The organism is Microbacterium sp. NPDC087592, from assembly GCF_044743585.1.
Taxonomy (GTDB): Bacteria; Actinomycetota; Actinomycetes; order Actinomycetales; family Microbacteriaceae; genus Microbacterium.
This window is the reverse complement of the sequence record NZ_JBIUWT010000001.1, coordinates 2,392,606-2,411,412: the sequence shown is the minus strand read 5'-3', so window position 1 is coordinate 2,411,412 and position 18,807 is coordinate 2,392,606. Positions and strand designations below refer to the sequence as shown.

The 18,807-nt window shown below is 69.6% G+C and carries 21 protein-coding genes; 9 read left to right on the top strand and 12 right to left on the bottom strand.

From position 1 onward, the window contains the following. The first annotated feature begins 98 nt into the window (after positions 1–98). The 3 genes from ACIOTO_RS11575 (at position 99) to ACIOTO_RS11565 (ending at position 1,955) form a co-directional block, all read left to right on the top strand. Entirely contained in the window at positions 99–530 is a 432-nt protein-coding gene (locus ACIOTO_RS11575; RefSeq protein ID WP_400857925.1) for a hypothetical protein, read from the top strand. 13 nt (positions 531–543) lie between these two features. Beyond that, the gene (locus ACIOTO_RS11570; protein ID WP_017829222.1) at positions 544–1,032 is read left to right on the top strand and encodes a YajQ family cyclic di-GMP-binding protein; all 489 of its coding nucleotides are present in this window, start codon (positions 544–546) and stop codon (positions 1,030–1,032) included. 290 nt (positions 1,033–1,322) lie between these two features. Further along, complete coding sequence (locus ACIOTO_RS11565; protein WP_029260908.1) at positions 1,323–1,955, top strand: GntR family transcriptional regulator; 633 nt, start codon at positions 1,323–1,325, stop codon at positions 1,953–1,955. Between the two features lie 7 nt (positions 1,956–1,962). On the opposite strand, the gene ACIOTO_RS11560 is transcribed toward ACIOTO_RS11565, so the two are convergent. From ACIOTO_RS11560 to ACIOTO_RS11540, 5 genes are all read right to left on the bottom strand, one after another. Then, a complete protein-coding gene (locus tag ACIOTO_RS11560) occupies positions 1,963–2,970 on the bottom strand; it encodes an alpha/beta hydrolase (protein ID WP_400857924.1) in 1,008 nt (335 codons plus the stop codon). A 62-nt stretch (positions 2,971–3,032) separates the two neighbouring features. Then, positions 3,033–4,406: an FAD-dependent oxidoreductase gene (locus ACIOTO_RS11555; protein ID WP_262001344.1), complete on the bottom strand. Its 1,374-nt coding sequence runs from the start codon at positions 4,404–4,406 to the stop codon at positions 3,033–3,035. Positions 4,407–4,462: 56 nt separating this feature from the next. Next, a complete protein-coding gene (locus ACIOTO_RS11550) occupies positions 4,463–5,524 on the bottom strand; it encodes a polyprenyl synthetase family protein (protein ID WP_029260905.1) in 1,062 nt (353 codons plus the stop codon). A 47-nt stretch (positions 5,525–5,571) separates the two neighbouring features. After that, positions 5,572–6,231 carry a class I SAM-dependent methyltransferase gene (locus tag ACIOTO_RS11545; RefSeq protein ID WP_400858090.1) on the bottom strand — a complete coding sequence of 220 codons (660 nt, stop codon included), beginning with the start codon at positions 6,229–6,231 and terminating at the stop codon, positions 5,572–5,574. 56 nt (positions 6,232–6,287) lie between these two features. Continuing rightward, positions 6,288–6,851, bottom strand: coding sequence for a hypothetical protein (locus ACIOTO_RS11540; RefSeq protein WP_400857923.1), 564 nt, complete (start codon positions 6,849–6,851; stop codon positions 6,288–6,290). Positions 6,852–6,907: 56 nt separating this feature from the next. Here ACIOTO_RS11540 and ACIOTO_RS11535 point away from each other — a divergent pair, with 56 nt between their 5' ends. After that, positions 6,908–8,161: an isochorismate synthase MenF gene (locus ACIOTO_RS11535; protein ID WP_400857922.1), complete on the top strand. Its 1,254-nt coding sequence runs from the start codon at positions 6,908–6,910 to the stop codon at positions 8,159–8,161. Positions 8,162–8,167: 6 nt separating this feature from the next. Here the strand turns inward: ACIOTO_RS11535 and ACIOTO_RS11530 are convergent, their stop codons facing one another. Genes ACIOTO_RS11530 through ACIOTO_RS11520 form a run of 3 tightly spaced genes read right to left on the bottom strand, consistent with a single transcriptional unit; the run spans position 8,168 to position 11,041 of the window. After that, a complete protein-coding gene (locus tag ACIOTO_RS11530; protein WP_400857921.1) occupies positions 8,168–9,010 on the bottom strand; it encodes a PPK2 family polyphosphate kinase in 843 nt (280 codons plus the stop codon). Positions 9,011–9,026: 16 nt separating this feature from the next. After that, positions 9,027–10,676: a 2-succinyl-5-enolpyruvyl-6-hydroxy-3-cyclohexene-1-carboxylic-acid synthase gene (gene menD, locus ACIOTO_RS11525; protein WP_400858088.1), complete on the bottom strand. Its 1,650-nt coding sequence runs from the start codon at positions 10,674–10,676 to the stop codon at positions 9,027–9,029. Positions 10,677–10,690: 14 nt separating this feature from the next. Beyond that, entirely contained in the window at positions 10,691–11,041 is a 351-nt protein-coding gene (locus ACIOTO_RS11520; RefSeq protein WP_029260899.1) for a PLD nuclease N-terminal domain-containing protein, read from the bottom strand. A gap of 74 nt (positions 11,042–11,115) precedes the next feature. Here ACIOTO_RS11520 and ACIOTO_RS11515 point away from each other — a divergent pair, with 74 nt between their 5' ends. Next, the gene (locus ACIOTO_RS11515) at positions 11,116–11,544 is read left to right on the top strand and encodes a hypothetical protein (RefSeq protein ID WP_400857919.1); all 429 of its coding nucleotides are present in this window, start codon (positions 11,116–11,118) and stop codon (positions 11,542–11,544) included. Positions 11,545–11,614: 70 nt separating this feature from the next. After that, positions 11,615–12,265: a DsbA family protein gene (locus ACIOTO_RS11510; protein ID WP_262001349.1), complete on the top strand. Its 651-nt coding sequence runs from the start codon at positions 11,615–11,617 to the stop codon at positions 12,263–12,265. Between the two features lie 14 nt (positions 12,266–12,279). Here the strand turns inward: ACIOTO_RS11510 and ACIOTO_RS11505 are convergent, their stop codons facing one another. Together ACIOTO_RS11505 and ACIOTO_RS11500 are read right to left on the bottom strand one after the other, a co-directional pair. After that, complete coding sequence (locus ACIOTO_RS11505; protein ID WP_400857918.1) at positions 12,280–12,822, bottom strand: RNA polymerase sigma factor; 543 nt, start codon at positions 12,820–12,822, stop codon at positions 12,280–12,282. Next, complete coding sequence (locus tag ACIOTO_RS11500) at positions 12,819–13,445, bottom strand: hypothetical protein (RefSeq protein ID WP_400857917.1); 627 nt, start codon at positions 13,443–13,445, stop codon at positions 12,819–12,821. The genes ACIOTO_RS11505 and ACIOTO_RS11500 overlap by 4 nt, the downstream gene beginning before the upstream one ends. Positions 13,446–13,585: 140 nt before the next feature. Between ACIOTO_RS11500 and ACIOTO_RS11495 the strand changes: the two genes are divergently transcribed. From ACIOTO_RS11495 to ACIOTO_RS11485, 3 genes are all read left to right on the top strand, one after another. Beyond that, positions 13,586–14,392: a tyrosine-protein phosphatase gene (locus tag ACIOTO_RS11495; protein ID WP_400857916.1), complete on the top strand. Its 807-nt coding sequence runs from the start codon at positions 13,586–13,588 to the stop codon at positions 14,390–14,392. A gap of 34 nt (positions 14,393–14,426) precedes the next feature. Next, positions 14,427–16,505: a bifunctional lysylphosphatidylglycerol flippase/synthetase MprF gene (locus tag ACIOTO_RS11490; protein ID WP_400857915.1), complete on the top strand. Its 2,079-nt coding sequence runs from the start codon at positions 14,427–14,429 to the stop codon at positions 16,503–16,505. A 75-nt stretch (positions 16,506–16,580) separates the two neighbouring features. After that, positions 16,581–17,423: a nucleotidyltransferase domain-containing protein gene (locus ACIOTO_RS11485; protein ID WP_400857914.1), complete on the top strand. Its 843-nt coding sequence runs from the start codon at positions 16,581–16,583 to the stop codon at positions 17,421–17,423. 35 nt (positions 17,424–17,458) lie between these two features. Here the strand turns inward: ACIOTO_RS11485 and ACIOTO_RS11480 are convergent, their stop codons facing one another. Continuing rightward, positions 17,459–17,836, bottom strand: a complete 378-nt coding sequence (locus ACIOTO_RS11480; protein WP_400857913.1) for a GntR family transcriptional regulator — start codon at positions 17,834–17,836, stop codon at positions 17,459–17,461. Then, on the bottom strand, positions 17,833–18,789 hold the full coding sequence (locus ACIOTO_RS11475; protein WP_400857912.1) for a hypothetical protein: 957 nt from the start codon (positions 18,787–18,789) through the stop codon (positions 17,833–17,835). The genes ACIOTO_RS11480 and ACIOTO_RS11475 overlap by 4 nt, the downstream gene beginning before the upstream one ends. Positions 18,790–18,807 lie beyond the last annotated feature (18 nt).

Below are 18,807 nucleotides of genomic sequence, written 5' to 3'. Positions count from 1 at the left end.
AAGAGCGTCGATACCAAGCCGTGACCGGGATGAATGGAAGCAAGGCTTGTGAAAACGCTTCCATGGGACGCGAGACGGAGCGCTCGTAGACTGGGGCCATGACGGATCGTTCCCTTCGCGTCGCGCGGACAGCGGCGGGTCTCCTCCTGACGTTGTCGGCGATCGCCCTGAGCGGGTGCACCGCGTTCGCCACCAACTACGCCGTGCTGGATCGTGAGGCCGAACCGGCGGACGCGCTGCCGGACGCCGTGGCCGCGCAGTACTCCGTCGACGACGCGGATCTCTCATCGGCGCGGTTCGTCGGTGAGCACTCCGGCGGCTCGATCTGGCTGTTGCACGGCGCCGACGAGGGGACGGTCTGCGTGCTCGCCCACCTCGACGAGACCGCAGGCGGCATGGCCTGTGGAGGCGAACGCGGGCCCATCGGGATGAGCGGACCCGCAGGTCACTTCATGGTGGTCCCGGACGACTACCCCACTCCCGACGGAGCAACCAGGATCTCCGACAATGTGTACGCACTGAGCCCCTGAGTAGGATGAAACCATGGCTGACAGCTCATTTGACATCGTCTCGAAGGTGGATCACCAGGAGGCGGAGAACGCCCTGAACCAGGCCCGCAAGGAGATCGAGCAGCGCTACGACTTCAAGGGCACCGGTGCGTCGATCGCCTGGAGCGGCGAGAGCATCCTCATCATCGCGAACACCGAGGAGCGGGCGAAGGCCGTGCTCGACGTGTTCCAGTCCAAGCTCATCAAGCGCGGCATCTCGCTGAAGAGCCTCGAGTCTGGCGACCCGTTCGCCAGCGGCAAGGAGTTCCGCATCGTCTCGACGCTCAAGGACGGCATCTCCTCGGAGAACGCGAAGAAGATCAACAAGATCATCCGCGACGAGGGCCCCAAGGGCGTCAAGAGCCAGATCCAGGGCGACGAACTGCGCGTGCAGTCCAAGAGCCGCGATGACCTGCAGTCGGTCATCGCGCTGCTGAAGGGCGCCGACCTCGATCTCGACCTGCAGTTCATCAACTACCGCTAGGCGAACCTCCCGCCTGTACGACGAAAGGCCCCACTCGGCGAAAGACCGAGTGGGGCCTTTCGTCTGCCCGCCGGCGCGACTTCGGTCTTCCGGAGCCGCGCAGTAGGATCGCATACCGGAATACCGGCCCGAGTGGCCAAGACTGGAGAGGTCGCCGACAGCCGTGTGCCCCCACACGCGTCGACAGGCGTAGATCGTGTTGGAAACCGACGCGACCTCATGATGCGGTGGCCCACCCGGGGCGAATCATGGGGATGCTCGGGAAATGAAGGGCAACTGGGGGCAGGTCCATGAGCATTATCGGATCGACGAGTGTCGGCGAGAGCAAGCAGCTTCTGGCCGAAGAGGTGTTCCACCACCTCGGCAGACAGATCATCGAGGGCACGATCGAAGCCGGCGAACGCATCCGCGACGTCGACGTGGCCGAAGAGCTGCACGTGTCACGAACTCCCGTTCGCGAAGCACTTCAGCGTCTGGAGCGGCTGGGGATGGTGACGATGTATCCGAGCCGGTACACGGAGGTGACCGAGGTGACGTCGGAGACGATCGCGCAGTCGCTCGAGTTCGCCGGGTACCAGGCGGCGATAGCCGCCCGGCTGGCCGTGCCGCGCATCAGCGACGCGCAGCGCGATCACGTCGTGCGCCTCGTGGCCGCGATGCACGCGTCCCTCGAACACCCCGAGACGACCTCGGACGCGCGATGGGCGGTGTTCTCGTATCTCGGAGATCGGAGCGGGAACGCGCAGCACCGAACGCTGATGGAGGACGCGAGCATGGTTCTATTCCGCAACCTCCGCGACTGGGTGGTCCCCGTGACGGACCGCGCTCGGATGCGCGACGTGTACATCGCCTTCGCGGGCGCCGTCCGCGACGGCGACGGCGATGAGGCGGAGCGCCTCGTCCGGACGATGTACTACCTGTGACGCGAGATCAGATCACCGCGCGCCAGCCCGTGACCCAACGCTCGAGGCGTCGGTAGGCGTCCTCGCGCGCGTCGTGGCGCGAGAGGAAGACGTCGTGCAGCGCACCGTCGATGCGCTCCACCGTCACACTCGCCCCGAGCCGCAGCGCCGCGCGCGCGATGTCGTCGACGACGAGCACGGAGTCTGCGCTGGTGAGCTCTTCCGACCACCGCGTCGGGGGCACGAACCGCGCCGAGAGCAACACGCACACCGGAGCCGTGATCCCCAGTCCTGCGGCCACGGCCTTGTGCCCGGAGAGGATCGCGTGCAACCAGCCCGCGTACACCGCCATGGTCTGCGCGGGGCGCCATAGCGGATTCACCTCCATCGGATCATCCGGGTCGGCGACCTCCAGCTGAGCACGGGTGTAGAAGCCCAGGTCGACCTGCGGCGCCGCCTCCATGGGCCGGATGCGAGCCTGCAGCTCCACCATGGGCGCGATCGCCGCCCGCGCCGGCGCGAACTGGAACTCCAGCCACGGGCTGTTCAGGATCACCGCATCCGCCGCACCAGGATGACGAGACGCCCAGAGGCTCAGGACGAGCCCGCCGGTCGAGTGTCCGAGCAGCACCAGACGCCGGGACGACTCGATTCCGCCCTGCCCCCGTCCCATCGCTTCCAGCGCCGCCCCGATGTCCTCGTCGTAGGTGGCGAGGTCGGCGACGTAGCCGGGCGTCTGTCCGTCGCGGAGGCTGCGACCGTATTTGCGGAGGTCGAGCGCGAAGAAGCGGGCACCCCGCGAGGTCCAGAAACGCGCGAGCCGTTTCTGGAAGAAGTAGTCCGACCAACCGTGCACGTAGAGCACGTCGACGCCGTCGAGCAACGGCCACCGTCCACGGATGCGGTTCCAGAGGTCCGGCTCGGCCGGGAGCGCGCGCACCAGGGTGGCCACCACCGGACCCTGCTCATCGGTACCGAGGTCGAGGGTCAGCTGCTGGAACTCATCGCCGAGCACATCCCGGATCCATTCGGTCATGCATTCCTCCCCCGTCGTCGCCAGGCTAGCCGACGAGACCGGGGACGGCGGAGGCGAACCTCCTACTCGCCCCGGGAGACGCGCACCATCTCGTCGCGCGGCACGACCTTGACGCGGGCGCGCTCCTCGGGAGCGCCGAGGGAGATCTCATGCTCGTCGAGACGGTGCCACCCCTCGAGGTCGGTCCAGCGCACGCCGCGCTCCCGCAGCAGCTCGACGACGGCCTCCTCGGACGGATCCTCCGGGTGCCACCAGGAGCCCTGGTCGTTGATGATGTGCCGAACGGTCTCCATGGCGTCGGACTTCGTGTGCCCGATCAGACCCACCGGGCCGCGCTTGATCCACCCGGTCGCGTAGATGCCGGAGACCCGCTCGTTGGAGTCCTTCGCGAGCACCTGGCCCTCACGGTTCGGGATGACGCCGTGCTTCTTGTCGAACGGCACACCGGGAAGGGGCGAGCCGAAGTATCCGATCGCACGGTACAGCGCCTGGATCGGCACCTCGCGCAGCTCCCCGGTTCCCACCGCACCGCCCTGCCCATCGGGCTGCGTGCGCTCGTAGACGAGTGCCGCGACGCGGCCGTTCTCGTCCTTGCGCACCTCGACAGGGCGCGCCCAGAAATGCAGGTGCAGACGGCGCGAGGCCGTGCCCCCGGCATTGTTCACCGAGTCGCGCTTGCGCCACGACTGCAGGATGCGGTCGATGACCATGACTTGCTTGTTGCTGGCGACCGCATCCTTCGAGGCCTCGTCGTAGTCGAAGTCCTCGTCGTAGACGACCATGTCGACGTCGCGCAGCTCGCCGAGCTCGCGGAGCTCCAGCGGCGTGAACTTCACCTGCGCGGGGCCGCGGCGGCCGAACACGTGCACGTCGGTGATCTCGCTGGCCTTGAGACCCTCGTAGACATTGGCCGGCACCTCGGTGACGAGCAGATCCTCGGCGTGCTTCGCGAGCATGCGCGCGACATCGAGCGCCACGTTGCCGTTGCCGAGCACGCCGACGGATGCGGCATCCAGCGGCCACTCGCGCGGCACGTCCGGGTGTCCGTCGAACCAGCTGACGTAGTCGGCGGCACCGTAGGAGGCGACCGCATCGATCCCCGGGATGTCCATCGAGGTATCGCGGATCGCGCCGGTCGCGAAGACGACGGCGTTGTAGTGCTTCTTCAGGTCGTCGAGGGTGATGTCCTCACCGAAGCGCACGTTGCCGAACAGGCGGATGTCCCCGCGGTCGAGCACGTCTCGCAGCGCGTTGACGATCCCCTTGATACGAGGGTGATCGGGGGCGACGCCGTAGCGCACGAGTCCATACGGTGCAGGGAGCTGTTCGAAGAGGTCGATCGAGACGTCGAACTTGCGCTCGGCCTTCAGCAGGATGTCAGCGGCATAGATGCCGGCGGGGCCCGCACCGACGATGGCCAGTCTGAGCTTGGTCATGGGAGGTCCTTTCGTATGCCGACGCAACCGGCGCGCGACCCGACGGTCACGTGCGATCAGCTGGAGCGTTCGGCGAGGGTCTCTGCGAATCGGGTCAGCGCCTCGCGCACGGTCCCACGCGGCAGCGGTGCGAGCGCGTCGACGGCATCCCGCGTCCACGCGTGCGCGAGTTCGAGGGTCTTCTGCGTCACCCGGTGATCGCGCAGCTCGTCGAGCGGGCCGTCGAGGATCGCGGGGTCGGCGCCATCGGCGATGAGGGCCACCCCGTCATCGATGCGCGCCGCGAGGTCGACGGCGGCGTCATCGGGCTCGGCCTTCAGCAGCAGGTACGGCATGGTCGGGACGCCGGCGCGGAGATCGGTACCCGGCACCTTCCCGGTCTCTTCGGGCTTGGCCGACAGGTCGATCACATCGTCGAGCAGCTGGAACGCGACGCCGATCTTCTCGCCGTACACGCGCAGCGGCTCCTCGTACTCGCTCGGCGCGTTAGAGAAGATCACACCGCCCTGCGTGGCGGCGGCGATGAGAGAGCCGGTCTTGTCGGCGAGCACCTGGATGTAGAACGCGATCGGGTCGTCGTCCTGCTGCGGCCCGAGCGTCTCGTGCATCTGGCCGAGGACCAGGCGCTCGAACGTGTCGGCCTGGAGCCGGATGGCGCGCTCACCGAGCCGGGACATCAGCTGGCTGGCGCGGGAGAAGAGGATGTCGCCGGTGAGGATGGCGATGTTGTTGCCCCACACGGCATGCGCCGCCGGCACGCCACGACGGCGGTCGGCGCCGTCCATGACGTCGTCGTGATACAGCGAGCCCAGGTGGGTGATCTCCAGCGCCTTGGCGACATCGATCACCTCGGAGGTGTTGCCGTCGCCGAGTTGGGCGGCGAGCAGCGTAAGCACGGGACGGATGCGCTTGCCGCCCGCCTCGTACAGATAGCGGCTGGCCGCATCGGCCAGCGGGTCGGCGACCCGGACGTCTTGGGCGAGGCCGGTCTCGACGAGCTCGAGGCCGTCTTCGATCGCGCGCGCGACCTTGCGTGCGGCAGGGCCGATGAACACGCGGTCGCTGAACCCCAGACGGCTGGCCAGCCGTGAACCCGGGGCGATGGGGCTCGAAGTCACGGTCCCAGCCTACCTGCGCCGGGATGCCGCAGTTGCGTGCGCGGCGCTCACGCGGGCTTGCGCGCTCGGTGCAGGGCCACGATGCCGAACGTGAGGTTGCGGTAGGCCACGTCGCCCCACCCCGCCTCGCGGATCCAGGCCGACAGCTTCTTCTGGTCGGGCCACTCGCGGATCGACTCGTTCAGGTAGTCATACGCGTCGCCGTTCGTGCCTGCCACCCGGGCGACACGGGGCAGCACCTGCGCGTTGTAGAACCGGTATGCGCCGCGGAACAGCTTCGCCGGAGGCGTGGAGAACTCGTTGATCACGAGCCGGCCGCCGGGCTTGGTCACCCGATACAGCTCGCGCAGCGCCTTCTTCGGATCGTTGACGTTACGCAGCGCGTACGACATCGTGACCGCGTCGAACTCGGCATCCGCGAACGGCAGCGCCGTGGCATCCGCCTGCACGAACGAGAGGTTGCGCATCGCACCGTGGCGGCGCCGGCCTTCTTCGAGCATCCCCGGTGAGAAGTCGGCCGCGACCACCTCGGCGCCGCTGCGGGCGAGCGACGCCGACGACGACGCGGTACCTGCACCGAGGTCGAGGATCCGCTCCCCCGGCTTCGGGGCGACCGCACGGGTGGTCGCCGCGCGCCACAGCACGTCGTTGCCGAAGGTCATGGCCGTGTTGGTGCGGTCGTACCCGGCGGCGACCTGGTCGAACATGCCGCTGACGCGGGCGGGGTCCTTGCCGAGATCGGCGCGGTTCTTCTCGTTCGAAGTCACGCGTTCAGTCTAGGCGCGAGGCCCAGGGCTTCGAGGCGGTCGAGCCACGGATCGGCGGTGGCATCGTCGAACGGTGCGACCTGCGCGCGCACCCGATCCTCCAAGGCGAGCGCGAGCGTCTCGAGATGCTCCATGACGTCGACGGGATAGCCGTAGCGGACGCTGTGCTCGGCCCACTCGTCGCGGTCGTCGACCCAGGTGCCCCGGGCCCCGGCCACGCGCACGACATCGAGGTCCATGTCGATGCCGGTCGCGAGGAGCGGGTCGTCGGACCAGTGGATGTCCCACCCCAGGTCGATGTAGATCCGCATGCCGCGGCGGTGGCGACGGTTCACCGTCACGGCGTGGTCGCCGCTCGCCGGAACGAGCGTGACGTTGGGTCCGCCCGCATGGAACTCGGCCCCGGGCCGGAAGCTGTGCCAACCCACCGGCTGCCCGATCCAGTCGCCCCATTCGTCGGCGCCGAGATACACGCACTCGTGCCGCCAGTGCGGCGACCCGTCCCACTTGCGCCACTGGAAGACCATCTCGGTGCCGGGTGCGGGGCGTGCAGCGCTCATCCGTTCACCCTACGTCGGCGCAGATCCGTGCCGTGAGAGCGGCATAGGCTGGATGCGTGCACACCACCCACCTGGTCGTGGAGACCCGAGAGATCGACCCGGTCGAAGACCTCCTCGCCTACGCGGATCCCGCCCGCCCGCTCGCCTGGCTGCGGCGCGGAGACGGCATCGTCGCGGTCGGAGAACCGCTCGCCGAGGTCCGTCAGCCGTCGGCGGCCGGACTGTCGCGCACCGCGGCGCTCGCGAACGCCTGGCGAGGCATGGTGGCACAGGCCGAGATCTCCGACCCCGTGGGCCTGCCCGGCAGTGGGCTGGTGGCTTTCGGCGCGTTCGCCTTCGACGAGGAGTCGGCGGCCGACAGCGTGCTCGTCGTGCCGAGTCAGGTGCTCGGGCGCCACGGCGATCGGTTCTGGGAGACCCGCATCCGCCTCGCCGCATCGCCCGTCTCCGAGGAGCCGTTCGCGACCCAGCCGTACGGTCCGCACTGGGCCGGCACCGTCGGCCCGGGAGCCCAGAGCCCGCAGGGCTACCAGGACTCGGTGCGCCGCGCGCTCACCCGCATCGCCGACGGCGAGCTGAGCAAGGTCGTGCTCGCGCGCGACCTCACCGGCAGCGTCCCGGCCGGGTCGGACCTGCGCCGTCTCGTGCGTGCCCTGTCGACCGGCTACCCCGACACCTGGGCCTTCGCCGTGGACGGGCTGATCGGCGCGAGCCCGGAGACCCTCGTCACGGTGCACGACGGCACCGTGACCGCTCGTGTGCTCGCCGGTACCATCGGCCGGGGAGCGGATGCGGACGCCGACACCGCGGCATCCTCCCACCTCGCCTCGAGCACGAAGGATCTCGACGAGCACCAGTACGCCGTGCAGAGCGTGCTCGCCTCGCTCCGGACGCACACCCGGGCGTTGGCCGCGAGCGAGCAGCCCTTCCTTCTGAAGCTGCCGAACCTCTTCCATCTCGCGACAGACGTCGAGGGCGAGCTCGCCGACGGCGAATCGGCGCTCGACCTGGTGCAGGTGCTGCATCCGACCGCCGCCGTCGCCGGCACCCCGACGCCCGCGGCCATCGCCGCCATCCGCGAGCTCGAGCCCTTCGACCGCGGCCGCTACGCCGGCCCGGTCGGCTGGGTGGACGCCGCGGGCAACGGCGAATGGGCTATCGCCCTGCGCTGCGCACAGTTCACGGCAGGATCCGGGGAGATCGGGGTGACGGCATACGCCGGCGCAGGGATCGTCGCGGGCTCGGACCCCGAGAGCGAACTGCTCGAGACGCGGGTGAAGTTCCGGCCGCTGGTCGACGCGCTGGCCTGAGCGCGCTCAGCTCGCGGCGAGGCGCTTCTTCTCGGCCTCGACGTCGAAGTCGGCGACCGGCCACTGCGGGTCGATGTCCTCCAGGGCTGCGAGCAGCAGCTCCTGCACCGCGAGGCGGGCGTACCACTTGGCGTTCGCCGGGATCACGTGCCACGGGGCCGCCTCGGTGGAGGTGCGGTCGAACACGGTCTGGTACGCCTGCATGTACTGCGGCCACAGCATCCGCTCGTCCACATCGCCGGGGTTGTACTTCCAGTACTTGTCCGGGCGTTCGAGCCGCTCCATCAGCCGCTCCTTCTGCTCGTCGGGCGAGATGTGCAGCATGACCTTGATGATGCGGGTGCCGGATGCCGCGACGCGGGCCTCGAACTCGTTGATGGCGTCGTAGCGGCGCTCGATCTCCGGTGCGTCCGCCAGCTCACGCACCTTGCCGATCAGGACGTCTTCATAGTGGGAGCGGTCGAACACCCCGATGAAGCCCGGCTCCGGCAGACGCTTCTCGATGCGCCACAGGAAGTCGTGGCTGCGCTCCTCGGGTGTCGGCGCCTTGAACGCGGCGAGCGCGACGCCCTGGGGATCGACCCCGCCGACCACGTGCCGCACGATCCCGCCCTTGCCGGCCGAGTCCATCGCCTGCAGCACCAGCAGTACGGCATCCTTCGCCACCCCGACCCGACTCTCGGCGAACAACCTCTCCTGCAGATCGTTCAGCTTCTCGAGCCCCGCCGCGAGGTCACGGGCGCCGTGCGACTTGCCGCCGACGTATCCGGGCTTGGTATCGGGGTCGAGATCGGCGAGGCGGAATCCCTCGCCCACTCGTAGCGTCTGCGTCCAGCGGTGCGCGTCCATACGCACATCCTGCCAGTCAACGCGGCAGCGGCACCTCGATGATCTGACGGCCGCCGCGCGGAGTGGTCAGCGCCTGGTCGAGCGCCGTGCGGGTCGTGACCCTCTGGTACTCCCAGCCGTAGGCCGACGCGAGGTGCTCCAGGCGCACGGTGTGCGGGGTGTAGAAAGCGCGATCGAGGTCGGCCGGCGACGCGGACCCTGCGACCTCCAGGGAATCGAAGATGGTGCCGCCGCCGTCGTTGCCGACGATGACCTGGAGCCGGGGCTCGGTCTCGTCCGGAGGCAGCAGCAGCGCACCGACGTCGTGCAGGAAGGCAAGATCACCCAGCAGCACCCTCGTCACACCGGGGGCTCCGGCTGCCTGACTGGCGAGTGCGATGCCGGTCGCCGTCGCGATGGTGCCGTCGATCCCGGCGAGTCCGCGGTTGGCGTGCACGGGCACCTTCTTGCCGCCGAGCACCTGATCGGCGACGCGCACCAGCCGCGAAGAGCCGAACACCAGCCGGTCGTGCGGCCAGGTGGCGCGCCACACGGCGTCGACCAGGAGTGCACGGTCGAGCGGGCGGCGGACGGCGTCGAGCTCGGCCTTGACGGCGTCCCTGCGGGCGGCGAAATCCGTGGAGGCCAGCCCGTCGGGGTCGGGGGCGTTCTCACTCAGGTCGACGACCTCGGCGGCCGAGGCCTGGAGCCAGTCGCCGAGCCAGGCGCGATCGGCGGGACCGGGTGCGACGGACACGGCGCCGACGGCACGGGTGCGGTGGTTGAGGTTCAGATCCTCCCCGCCTCGGCGCACCGCGATCACGTCGACATCCGTACGGGCGAGGAGTGCTGCCACCTCACGGCTGAGCGTCGGGTGGCCGAGCACGACGACCCGTTCGATGCGCCCGCCGAGCTCGTCGCGCGACAGCAGCCGACGGTAGCCGTGCACGACCTGTCGCCCGAAGCGCGCACCGCTCACGATCTCGGCGATCAGGGGCCAGCCTCCTGCGTGGGCGACCTCTTCGGCATCCGCTCCCGCATCGGCGCCCGCGATCACGACGGTCCGCGGACCGCGCTCGAGTGCGAACGGCTCCTCCGCGAGCGGACGGGGAGCGTCGCCCGAGGCTGCCGTGGTCGCGGTGAGGTCGCCCGAGAGCGGTTCCCTGGCGGGGAGGTTGAGGTGCACGGGGCCCGCGACGCCGGGCAGCGCGCCATCGACCTCGCGCGCTCCCATCGCGCCCGCCACAGCACGCTCGGCGAGTCCGGCCCAGTCACCGTCCCCCGGCACCGGGGCATCGATCTGGTCACGCACCCAGGGGTGGAAGAGACCTTCTTGGCGCGTCGCCTGATTCGCTCCGACGCCGCGGAGTTCGGGCGGACGGTCGGCGGTCAGCAGCAGCAGCGGGACACCGGCGTGGAAAGCCTCCAGCACCGCAGGAAGCAGGTTGGCGACGGCCGTGCCCGAGGTGCAGATGACGGCCGCGGGCGCACCCGTCTCCCGGGCGATCCCGAGCGCGGTGAACCCGGCGACGCGTTCATCGATGCGCACGTGCACGCGCACGTGCCCGTCATCGGCGAAGCGCACGGCGGCGAGCGCGAGCGCCTGCGAGCGCGAGCCCGGCGACAGCACGACGTCGCGCACACCGTTCGCGACGAGGTCGGCGAGCAGGGCAGCCGCGGCCTCCATCGCCGGCGACGACGTCACGGGCGCGGGTCCGAGGCGGGAGGCTCGTCGGTCTCCTCGTCCAGACGGGCGAGCTCCTCTTCGAGGCGGCGGATGCGGGCATCCTGCTCGGTCTTGCTGATGCTGCGCAGGAACGCAGGATCGTCGTCCGGCGCGATGACGGGGCGGGTACCGGAATCGTTCGCACGGCGCCGGCCGATCACGAACCAGAGGATTCCACCGATCACGGGGAGGAGCACCACGATCGCGATCCAGGCGGCCTTGGACACACCCCGGTGCCGCGTCGCCGGCTGCACTGCGCAATCGACGATGCTGTACACCCAGAACACGGCGGCGAGGAAGCCGCCGACGATCAGTAGTCTCGCCACCCCTCCAGTGTAGGCGTGTCAGCGGTGGCCCGGCCCCGGAGAGACAGAGGCACCGTTGCTAGACTGCGCGGGAAATGCTGCCCTCACCGCCGGATCGGATGCTGCGAGCGCGGGCTGATCGGACGCTGATCGCCCGCGCGATCACCGCCGTCGGCCTCGCGCTCCTGCTGGTGATCGGCGCCTGGTCCAGCTCCCACGGCCCGGCCGATGTGCACGCCACCCTCTGCCTCGCGTCCGGCGTCTCGTCTCCGACTGACACCGTGGCCGCCGGTGGTGGCCCCGACAGCGCGACGGCCATCGACGTGCTCTCCTCCGACATCGGCGTCTGCGTGCTCGCCGTGCTGTGCGGCGTCGCACTGGTGCTGCTGTTCCTCCGGCTCCGCGGTCGGGGCTCCCGGCCCCTCGGCACCCGCGCTCCCCGCCTGACGTCGCCGAGCCGTGCCGGCCCGCGCCTCGTCGTCCCCGCCCTCTCCCTGACACAGCTCTCGATCTCCCGCACCTGACCCCCGACGCGTGCAGCGAGCCGCCTCGCGCGGCATCCTTCCCCGTCGTACCCCTGTGTCTGGAGACCCCATGAAGAACTCTGTCAAAGCGACCCTGATCGCCATCGCCGTCGCCATCGTGCTGCTGATCGTCGGCATCGTGTTCGCCCTCAACCAGAAGGCGACCACCGCGCCACCCGAAGGCGAGGAGCGGCAGACCGTGCGCACCGACTCGCACGTGCTCGACGACGGCGGCGAGGGCGCCGTCACCGTGGTCGAATTCCTCGACTTCGAGTGTGAGGCGTGCGGGGCGTTCTACCCGATCGTCGAAGAGCTCCGCGAGAAGTTCGACGGCGAGATCACCTACGTCGTCCGCTACTTCCCGCTGCCGGGGCACATCAACTCCACCCAGGCCGCCCTCGCCGCCGAGGCGGCGGCGCAGCAGGACCGATTCGAGGACATGTACCACCGGCTGTTCGAGACCCAGGCGCAGTGGGGCGAGCAGCCCGAGGAGACACCAGAGGTGTTCCGTGGCTTCGCCGAGGACCTGGGCCTCGACATGGCTGCCTACGACGCCGCGATCGCCGACCCCGCCACCGCGGAACGCGTGCAGGCCGACAAGAGCGACGGCGAGAAGCTCGAGGTGAGCAGCACCCCGTCGTTCTTCGTCGACGGCCGAAAGGTCGAGCTGCAGGAGTGGGACGACCTCGAGCAGGCGATCGAGAAGGCCGTCAACGGCTGACACGGCACGCCGGCTCAGGCGCCCTCGGAGACCGAGGCGCTTGAGCCGGCAGCCTCGGGCGACAGCAGCATGTCAGCGAGCCGGCGCCGAGCATTCCGATACCGCCCCCTCGCCGTGGACGCGGGGATACCGATGATGCGCGCCGCCTCCTCGAGCGTGAAGCCTTCCCAATGCACGAGCCCGATCAGATCCCTCAGATCGTCCGGGAGCCGGCGGACCGCATCACGCACATCGATCGCCTGGGCGTCGTCGTGCGTGTGCGGATGGGTGGCCAGGTGGCCCCGCAGTCGCTCCGCGAGCTTCCACCGCCGCACGGCTGCCCGTTCGGCGTTCGCGAGGATCCGCCTCGCGACCCCGAACAGCCACATCCGCGCCTCGATGTCGTCCTTCGGCAGGTCGTCGATACGCCGCCATGCCGTGAGCATCGTCTCGGACAGGAGATCGGCGGCGTCAGCGCTCGCCGTTCTCCGTTCGAAATACGCCAGCAGATCCGGCGAGCATGCCGAGATGCAATCGAGGGCACGGGCTCGGGCGCCCCCTCCCGACACCGGGTTCACCGGCCCTCCTCCGTGCAGATCGCCTGCCCGCTCGAGGCGATCATGTTGTCCGGCCGCTCGGGGTCGAACCCGCGCTCCTCGAGCTCGGTGATGACGACGTCGTTCACCGCGCGCGACATGGCCATCTGCGCGATGACGTCGTCGACTGTGGGGAGGGTGGTGCGGCCCGATTCGATCCACGAGCGGGCGGTCTCGGTGACGTCGGGCTGCGCTTCCAGCCGACGCTCCCACTGCACGGGATCGGCCGCCGCGACGACGTCGGTGTCCCGGAAGATGCTCTGGATCGCCGCGCGCACCTCGGGATTCTCTGCCGTGATCTCGCCCACCCGCTCCTCGCATTCGATCCCGCTGGGCAGCACATAGGTGAACGTCCCGTCCGGCGTCTCCGCCCACGGCCGCCAGAGGCCTGTGGCCGCGGCCGCTGCGCCGCCCGCCAACAGGAGGGCGACACCACCGGCGGCCGCGATCGCTCCGACCCGATGGGACCGAGTTCGCCGACCACGCGTTCTCGTCGCGACCGAGAGCCTCGCCAGCTCCCATTCCAGCTCCGGCGTTCGCGGCGCGATCAGCTCGCCCGCGACCTGCAGCGCGCGGTCCAGATCGTCATCCCCGATGCCGCGCATCTCGTTCTCCTCGATTCGCTCCATACCTGTATATGTGCAGCACAGGACGAAACGTCCACGCCCACCCCGAAACGGTGAGAACGCCGGATGTGCACTCCCGATACGCTGAGACCAAAATCAGGGAGAGGGCCCGGACGACCATGGAACTGACGTCGATTCTGCAGGGGACGCACAACGCTCGAGAGCTCACCGGGCTCCCGCTCACCGGCGGCGGAACCCTCGCCTCCGGTCTCCTCTTCCGCTCCGACGCCCTCGCAGGGCTCACCGACGAGGGGCTGCAGGAACTCGTCGACCTCCGCATCGGGACCGTGATCGACCTGCGCACCGACGGCGAGCGCTCCCGCGCGGCGGACCGGCTTCCCGAAGACGGCAGCGTCACCCTGCTGCCCCTGCCGATGCAGGGCGGCGCCATGGACGAGATGGTGAAGCAGCTGCTTCCCGCGGTCGGTGGTGCGAGCCTGTCCGTGACCCAGGTCGCCGACGTGCTGAAGCAGGTGCCGACGCTGGAGGGACTGTACGTGGCCATCCTGGAGGCGAGCGCCGTGCAGTTCGCGACGGTGGCGCGCACCGTGCTCACCGCGTCGCGCACCGACCGCCCCGGCGTGCTGTTCCACTGCACGGCAGGCAAGGATCGCACCGGACTCGCCGCGGCGATCCTGCTGTCGGTCGCCGGCGTGCCGCGCGAAGCGATCGTCGACGACTACACGCAGACGGAGAAGAACCTGGCTCTCGGTTTCGCCGAGGCGCTCACCGGACTCATCACCTCCCTCGGCGTCCCCCTCACTCCCGCCCTCAAGACGCTGGCGACCGAGTCTCCCGCCTCGGCGATCGAGGCGGCCCTGGAGTGGATCGACGCGAACCACGGCGACGTCTCGGGCTACCTGCGCAGCGGCGGCATGACGAACGACGAGATCGCGGACCTCCGCCGGGTGCTGCGCGGAGAGTAGCCACAGCACGGAGCCCCCTCGCTACGCTGAGCGCATGACTGAGGAGCGCTCCCCCACGCCCCACCCGGCCATCGCCGTCGTCCGCCGCATCCCGGCGACGCTGATCATGGCGCTGCTGATCCTCATCGTCGGGGTCGTGTGGAACGGGCTCTGGGCACCGTTCGAGGACACGAAGCTGTTCCCGACCGTGGCCTACGGTCTGCCGAACCTCGTCGACGGCAAGTGGTGGACCCCGCTGACCGGCACGTTCTTCGTGAACCAGCCGTGGGTCTACGTGTTCACGATCGCCGGCTTCTGGGGCATGGCGTACCTGGAGTTCCGGCGCGGATCGCGGGTCGCACTCGCGTACTACTGGATCGGTCAGCTGTTCGCGATCTTCGCCACCGCGCTGCTGCTCCTCCTGCTCTCGCAGTTCCCCTGGGAGTGGGCCACGACCCAGGCGCGGGCGCTCGACGTCGGAGCATCAGGCGGAACCATGGCCTGCATCGCCGCGGCGGTCGGCCTGTTCCGCCCACCGTGGCGGGTGCGCGGCTGGCTGATCCTGCTCGGCTTCGTGTTCATCGCGATGCTGTTCTGGGGCAAGATCGCCGACCTCGAGCACCTGCTCGCCGTGCTGCTGATCCTCGTGGTCGACCGCTCGCTGCGCGTGCGGCACACGACCGTCCGCGAGCAGAGGCTGATCGCGGTGATAGCCATCCTCGTGCTCGGCGCAGTCGAGATCATCACGACCCTCCTCCCCACCGACGGCCCGTTCGGCCCGACCGAACCCGCATCGGGTGGCTTCATCGACCTCGCGATCGACGTCGTCGTGATCCTGGTGCTCGTGAACGGTCTGCGCCGCGGCCGCCGCTGGACCTGGGTGCTCGCACTGCTGCTCGGAATCTTCAACGTCCTGGTCGCGGCGCTCGTGCTCACCCTCATCACCGTCTTCAGCCAGGCCCAGGTGGACTTCCGCTGGGACGGTGAGACCGAGCTCTCCCTGGCGAACGGTTTCCTCTGGCTGGTCATGCTCGTCTACCTCATCTGGGTGCGCCGGGCGTTCGGGGCCAGGCGCAAGACGAAGCTCGGCATCCAGCCCTCCCCCACGGCGGACGACATGAAGAAGGAGCTGCGCACGCACGGCGGAGGCACGCTGTCGTGGATGACGACCTGGGACGGCAACAGCTACGCCCGGGTGACCGGCGGCATCGTCGCGTACCAGCGGCGCAACGGCGTGGCTCTGGCGCTCGCCGACCCGATCGGCCCGGCGGATTCTCGCGCCGAGGCCGTGACGGAGTTCATCCGCACCGCTGAGCAGGCAGGTCTCGTGCCGTGCTTCTTCAGCGCCGATGAGGCCACCCGGGCCGCAGTGCCCTCGACCTGGCGCAGCATCGTCGTGGCCGACGACACGATCGTCGACCTGCCGGGGCTGGAGTTCACGGGCAAGCGGTGGAACTCCGTGCGCACCTCGCTCAACAGAGCCGGCCGCGACGACATGACCTTCCGGATGACGCACCTGAAGGCCGAGTCCTGGGGTGTGCAGCAGCAGCTGCGGGCGATCTCCGAAGCCTGGGTCGGCGACAAGGATCTGCCGGAGATGCGCTTCACCCTCGGCACGCTCGATGAGGCGGAGGACCCGGAGGTGCGCCTCGCGCTGGCCGTCGCCCCCAACGGCGACATCGACGGCTTCCTCTCGTGGCTCCCCGTGTACGGCGGCGACGGCGCGGTGCGCGGGTGGACGCTCGATCTGATGCGCCGCCGCGACGGCGGGTTCGGACCGGTGATGGAATATCTCATCGGATCCTCGGCGAAGCAGTTCTCCGAGGAGGGGGCCGAGATCATGTCGCTCTCCGGCGCTCCCCTCGCCCACGACTATCCGCCGGATGCCGGTGTGATCGCCGCGCTGAGCGAGCGACTCGCGGATGCCCTGGAGCCGGTCTATGGCTTCGGCTCACTGCACCGTTTCAAGCAGAAGTTCCACCCGCGCTACGAGACCATGTACCTCCTGTTCCGCGACGAGAGCGATCTCACCCGCATCGGCGGCGCGCTCACGCGGGCGTTCCTGCCGGATGCCACGCTTCGGCAGTTCGCCGGGGCCGGACTCGAACTCGTCCGCGGCGGTGGAAAGGACTGACTATTACGTTTTCCGGATAACACAACGCTATGCGGATTTCCGGATATCACCCGCCCCGCACCCGGCGGGCACGACGTGAGTACGATCGGTGTCGTGCTCGATGAAGACCGCCTCCGCTCCATGGCCGACGAACTCACCGGCGTGCCCGGTGTGCGCGCCGTCACACTCGGAGGCAGCCGAGCCCGGGGAACGCATCGCCCGGACTCCGACATCGACCTGGGTCTCTATGTCGACGCGGACGTCGACCGCGCGGGCCTGGGGCGTGTGGCGAGCAGCTGGACGGGTGCGCCCGTCGAGATCGCCGAACGGGGCGGCTGGGGTCCATGGGTCGACGGCGGCGCCTGGCTGATCGTCGACGGCGTGCCGGTCGACCTCATCCTCCGCGACGTGGACCGGGTGGCGGAGCAGTGCGCTCGCGCCGCGAGGGGCGAGTTCGCCTTCCACCCCCAGCCGGGGCATCCGCTCGGCTTCCTCGACGTCGCCTACGCCGGCGAGGTCGCGACGAGTGTGCCGCTGCGGGATCCGGACGGGATCCTGGTCGGTCTGGCTCGCAGCGTAACCCCCTACCCGGAGGCACTGCGGGACGCGTTCCTCGCGAACCTCTGGCAGGTCGACTTCCTGCTGAACGCCGCCCTGAAGGGTGCGAAGTCCGGTGACGTCGCCTACGTGTCGCTGTGCGGGACCACGACCACCATGCTCACCGCGCACGCCTGGCACGCCTCGGCCGGCAACTGGGTCACGAACGAGAAGGGGCTCGTCACGAACGTCGCTCGCCTGCCGATCGACACCCGCGGGTTCAGTGCGGCGGCCGCCGAGGCGCTCGGGAGCCTCGGCACCTCCCCCGAAGAGCTGCTCGCATCGATCGTGCGGCTGCGGGAACTCCCGCGACCGGTCGCCCACCCGGCGGATGTCCGCTGACGAAGCCACGCGACGCCCGAAGGCCCCAGATCGGCTCAGTGCGCCGCGGGCGTCTGGGGGTGCAGTGCGAGCCAGGCGGTCCGGACGGCGCTGAGGGCCTGGTCGAGGTCGAGATCGAGATCGCCGATGGTGCTCACGTAGCGCTTCGCCGCACGCTGAACCTCTGGAGGATGTGCTTTCCCCGGCGCGACTCGGGTTCCTCGAGTTCTGCTGGTTTCGATGAGACCTTCGGATTCGAGGGTCGCGTAGGCCTTCGCCACCGTCCCGGCCGCGACGCGCAGATCGGCGGCGAGTTGGCGTATGGAGGGCAGTCTCTGGCCGTCGGCGAGGTCCCCGGAGCGGATCAGGTCGGTGATCTGCCCGCGGATCTGCTCGAAGGGGACGACGCTGCTCTGCGGATCGAAGGTGATCATCGAGGCAGTCCCGCAGGCGCGGTCTCGGCGTTCCGCGGACCGGCCGGTGCTCCGGCGGCGAGCGCCGCGTCCGGGAGCGTGAAGGCCCAGAGCGTGGCGAGCGTGAGGACGACGATGCTGCCGATCATCAGGGCGAGTCCCGCTCCCGCGAGCGTCTGACCGAGAACGTCCCAGATCGGGGGGACGCCTTCGAAATAGGTGTTGTGCATCGCCGACCCCGATTGGAGGGCGGTACCGCCGAACTGGAGCAGGAGCATCGCGCCGCCGACGGCGAGGATGATCCGATTGGTCGCCCGCCGCCAGCCGGCATCCACGTCGGCGCGCTCGCGCTGGGGCAGTGCGGGTGTGGAGCTGACGCGCCAGAGTGCGAGGAACGTGGCTGCCACGAGGACCACCGTCGCCACGAGAAGAGGAACACCATAGAACCAACCGGGGTAGGGGCTGCTGGCGCTGGCGGAGTCCGCGGTCTGGAAGGCGATGGTCCGGTAGCGGCCCGATCCGTCCGGACTCGACGTCACCCCCGTGAAGATGAGGAACGCGACCTGGAGGATCACGGCCGCCGCGAGCAGGCCCGTCCCCACCGGGGGCACGAACGACAGGGGTGTCCGGGGCGTCAGGGATGCTTCGCGTGCGGCGCCGGAGGCGACCACGACCGCACGAGGCGGGGTGGCGGAGTAGAGAAGCAAGCCCGCAGAGCCGCCCAGGGCAGGGGCGAGAGCGATCGGAAGGCCCGCCAAAGACTGCAGGAAGGACCCGGCCAGGAAGAGGGCGACGATCACGACGCCGGAGAAGACGACGGCGATCACCGCCCGCCGCCTGGCCGCGTCGAGAAGCGACTGGACGGATGCCGCCAGCGGCTCGGTTCGCCGTGGACGGCCACGGACGACCAACCACACGACGGCGACCACCGCCGCGACGCAAACGATGTATCCGACAAGCGCGATCCCCGCCATGGTTCTGCCTCCGTGTAT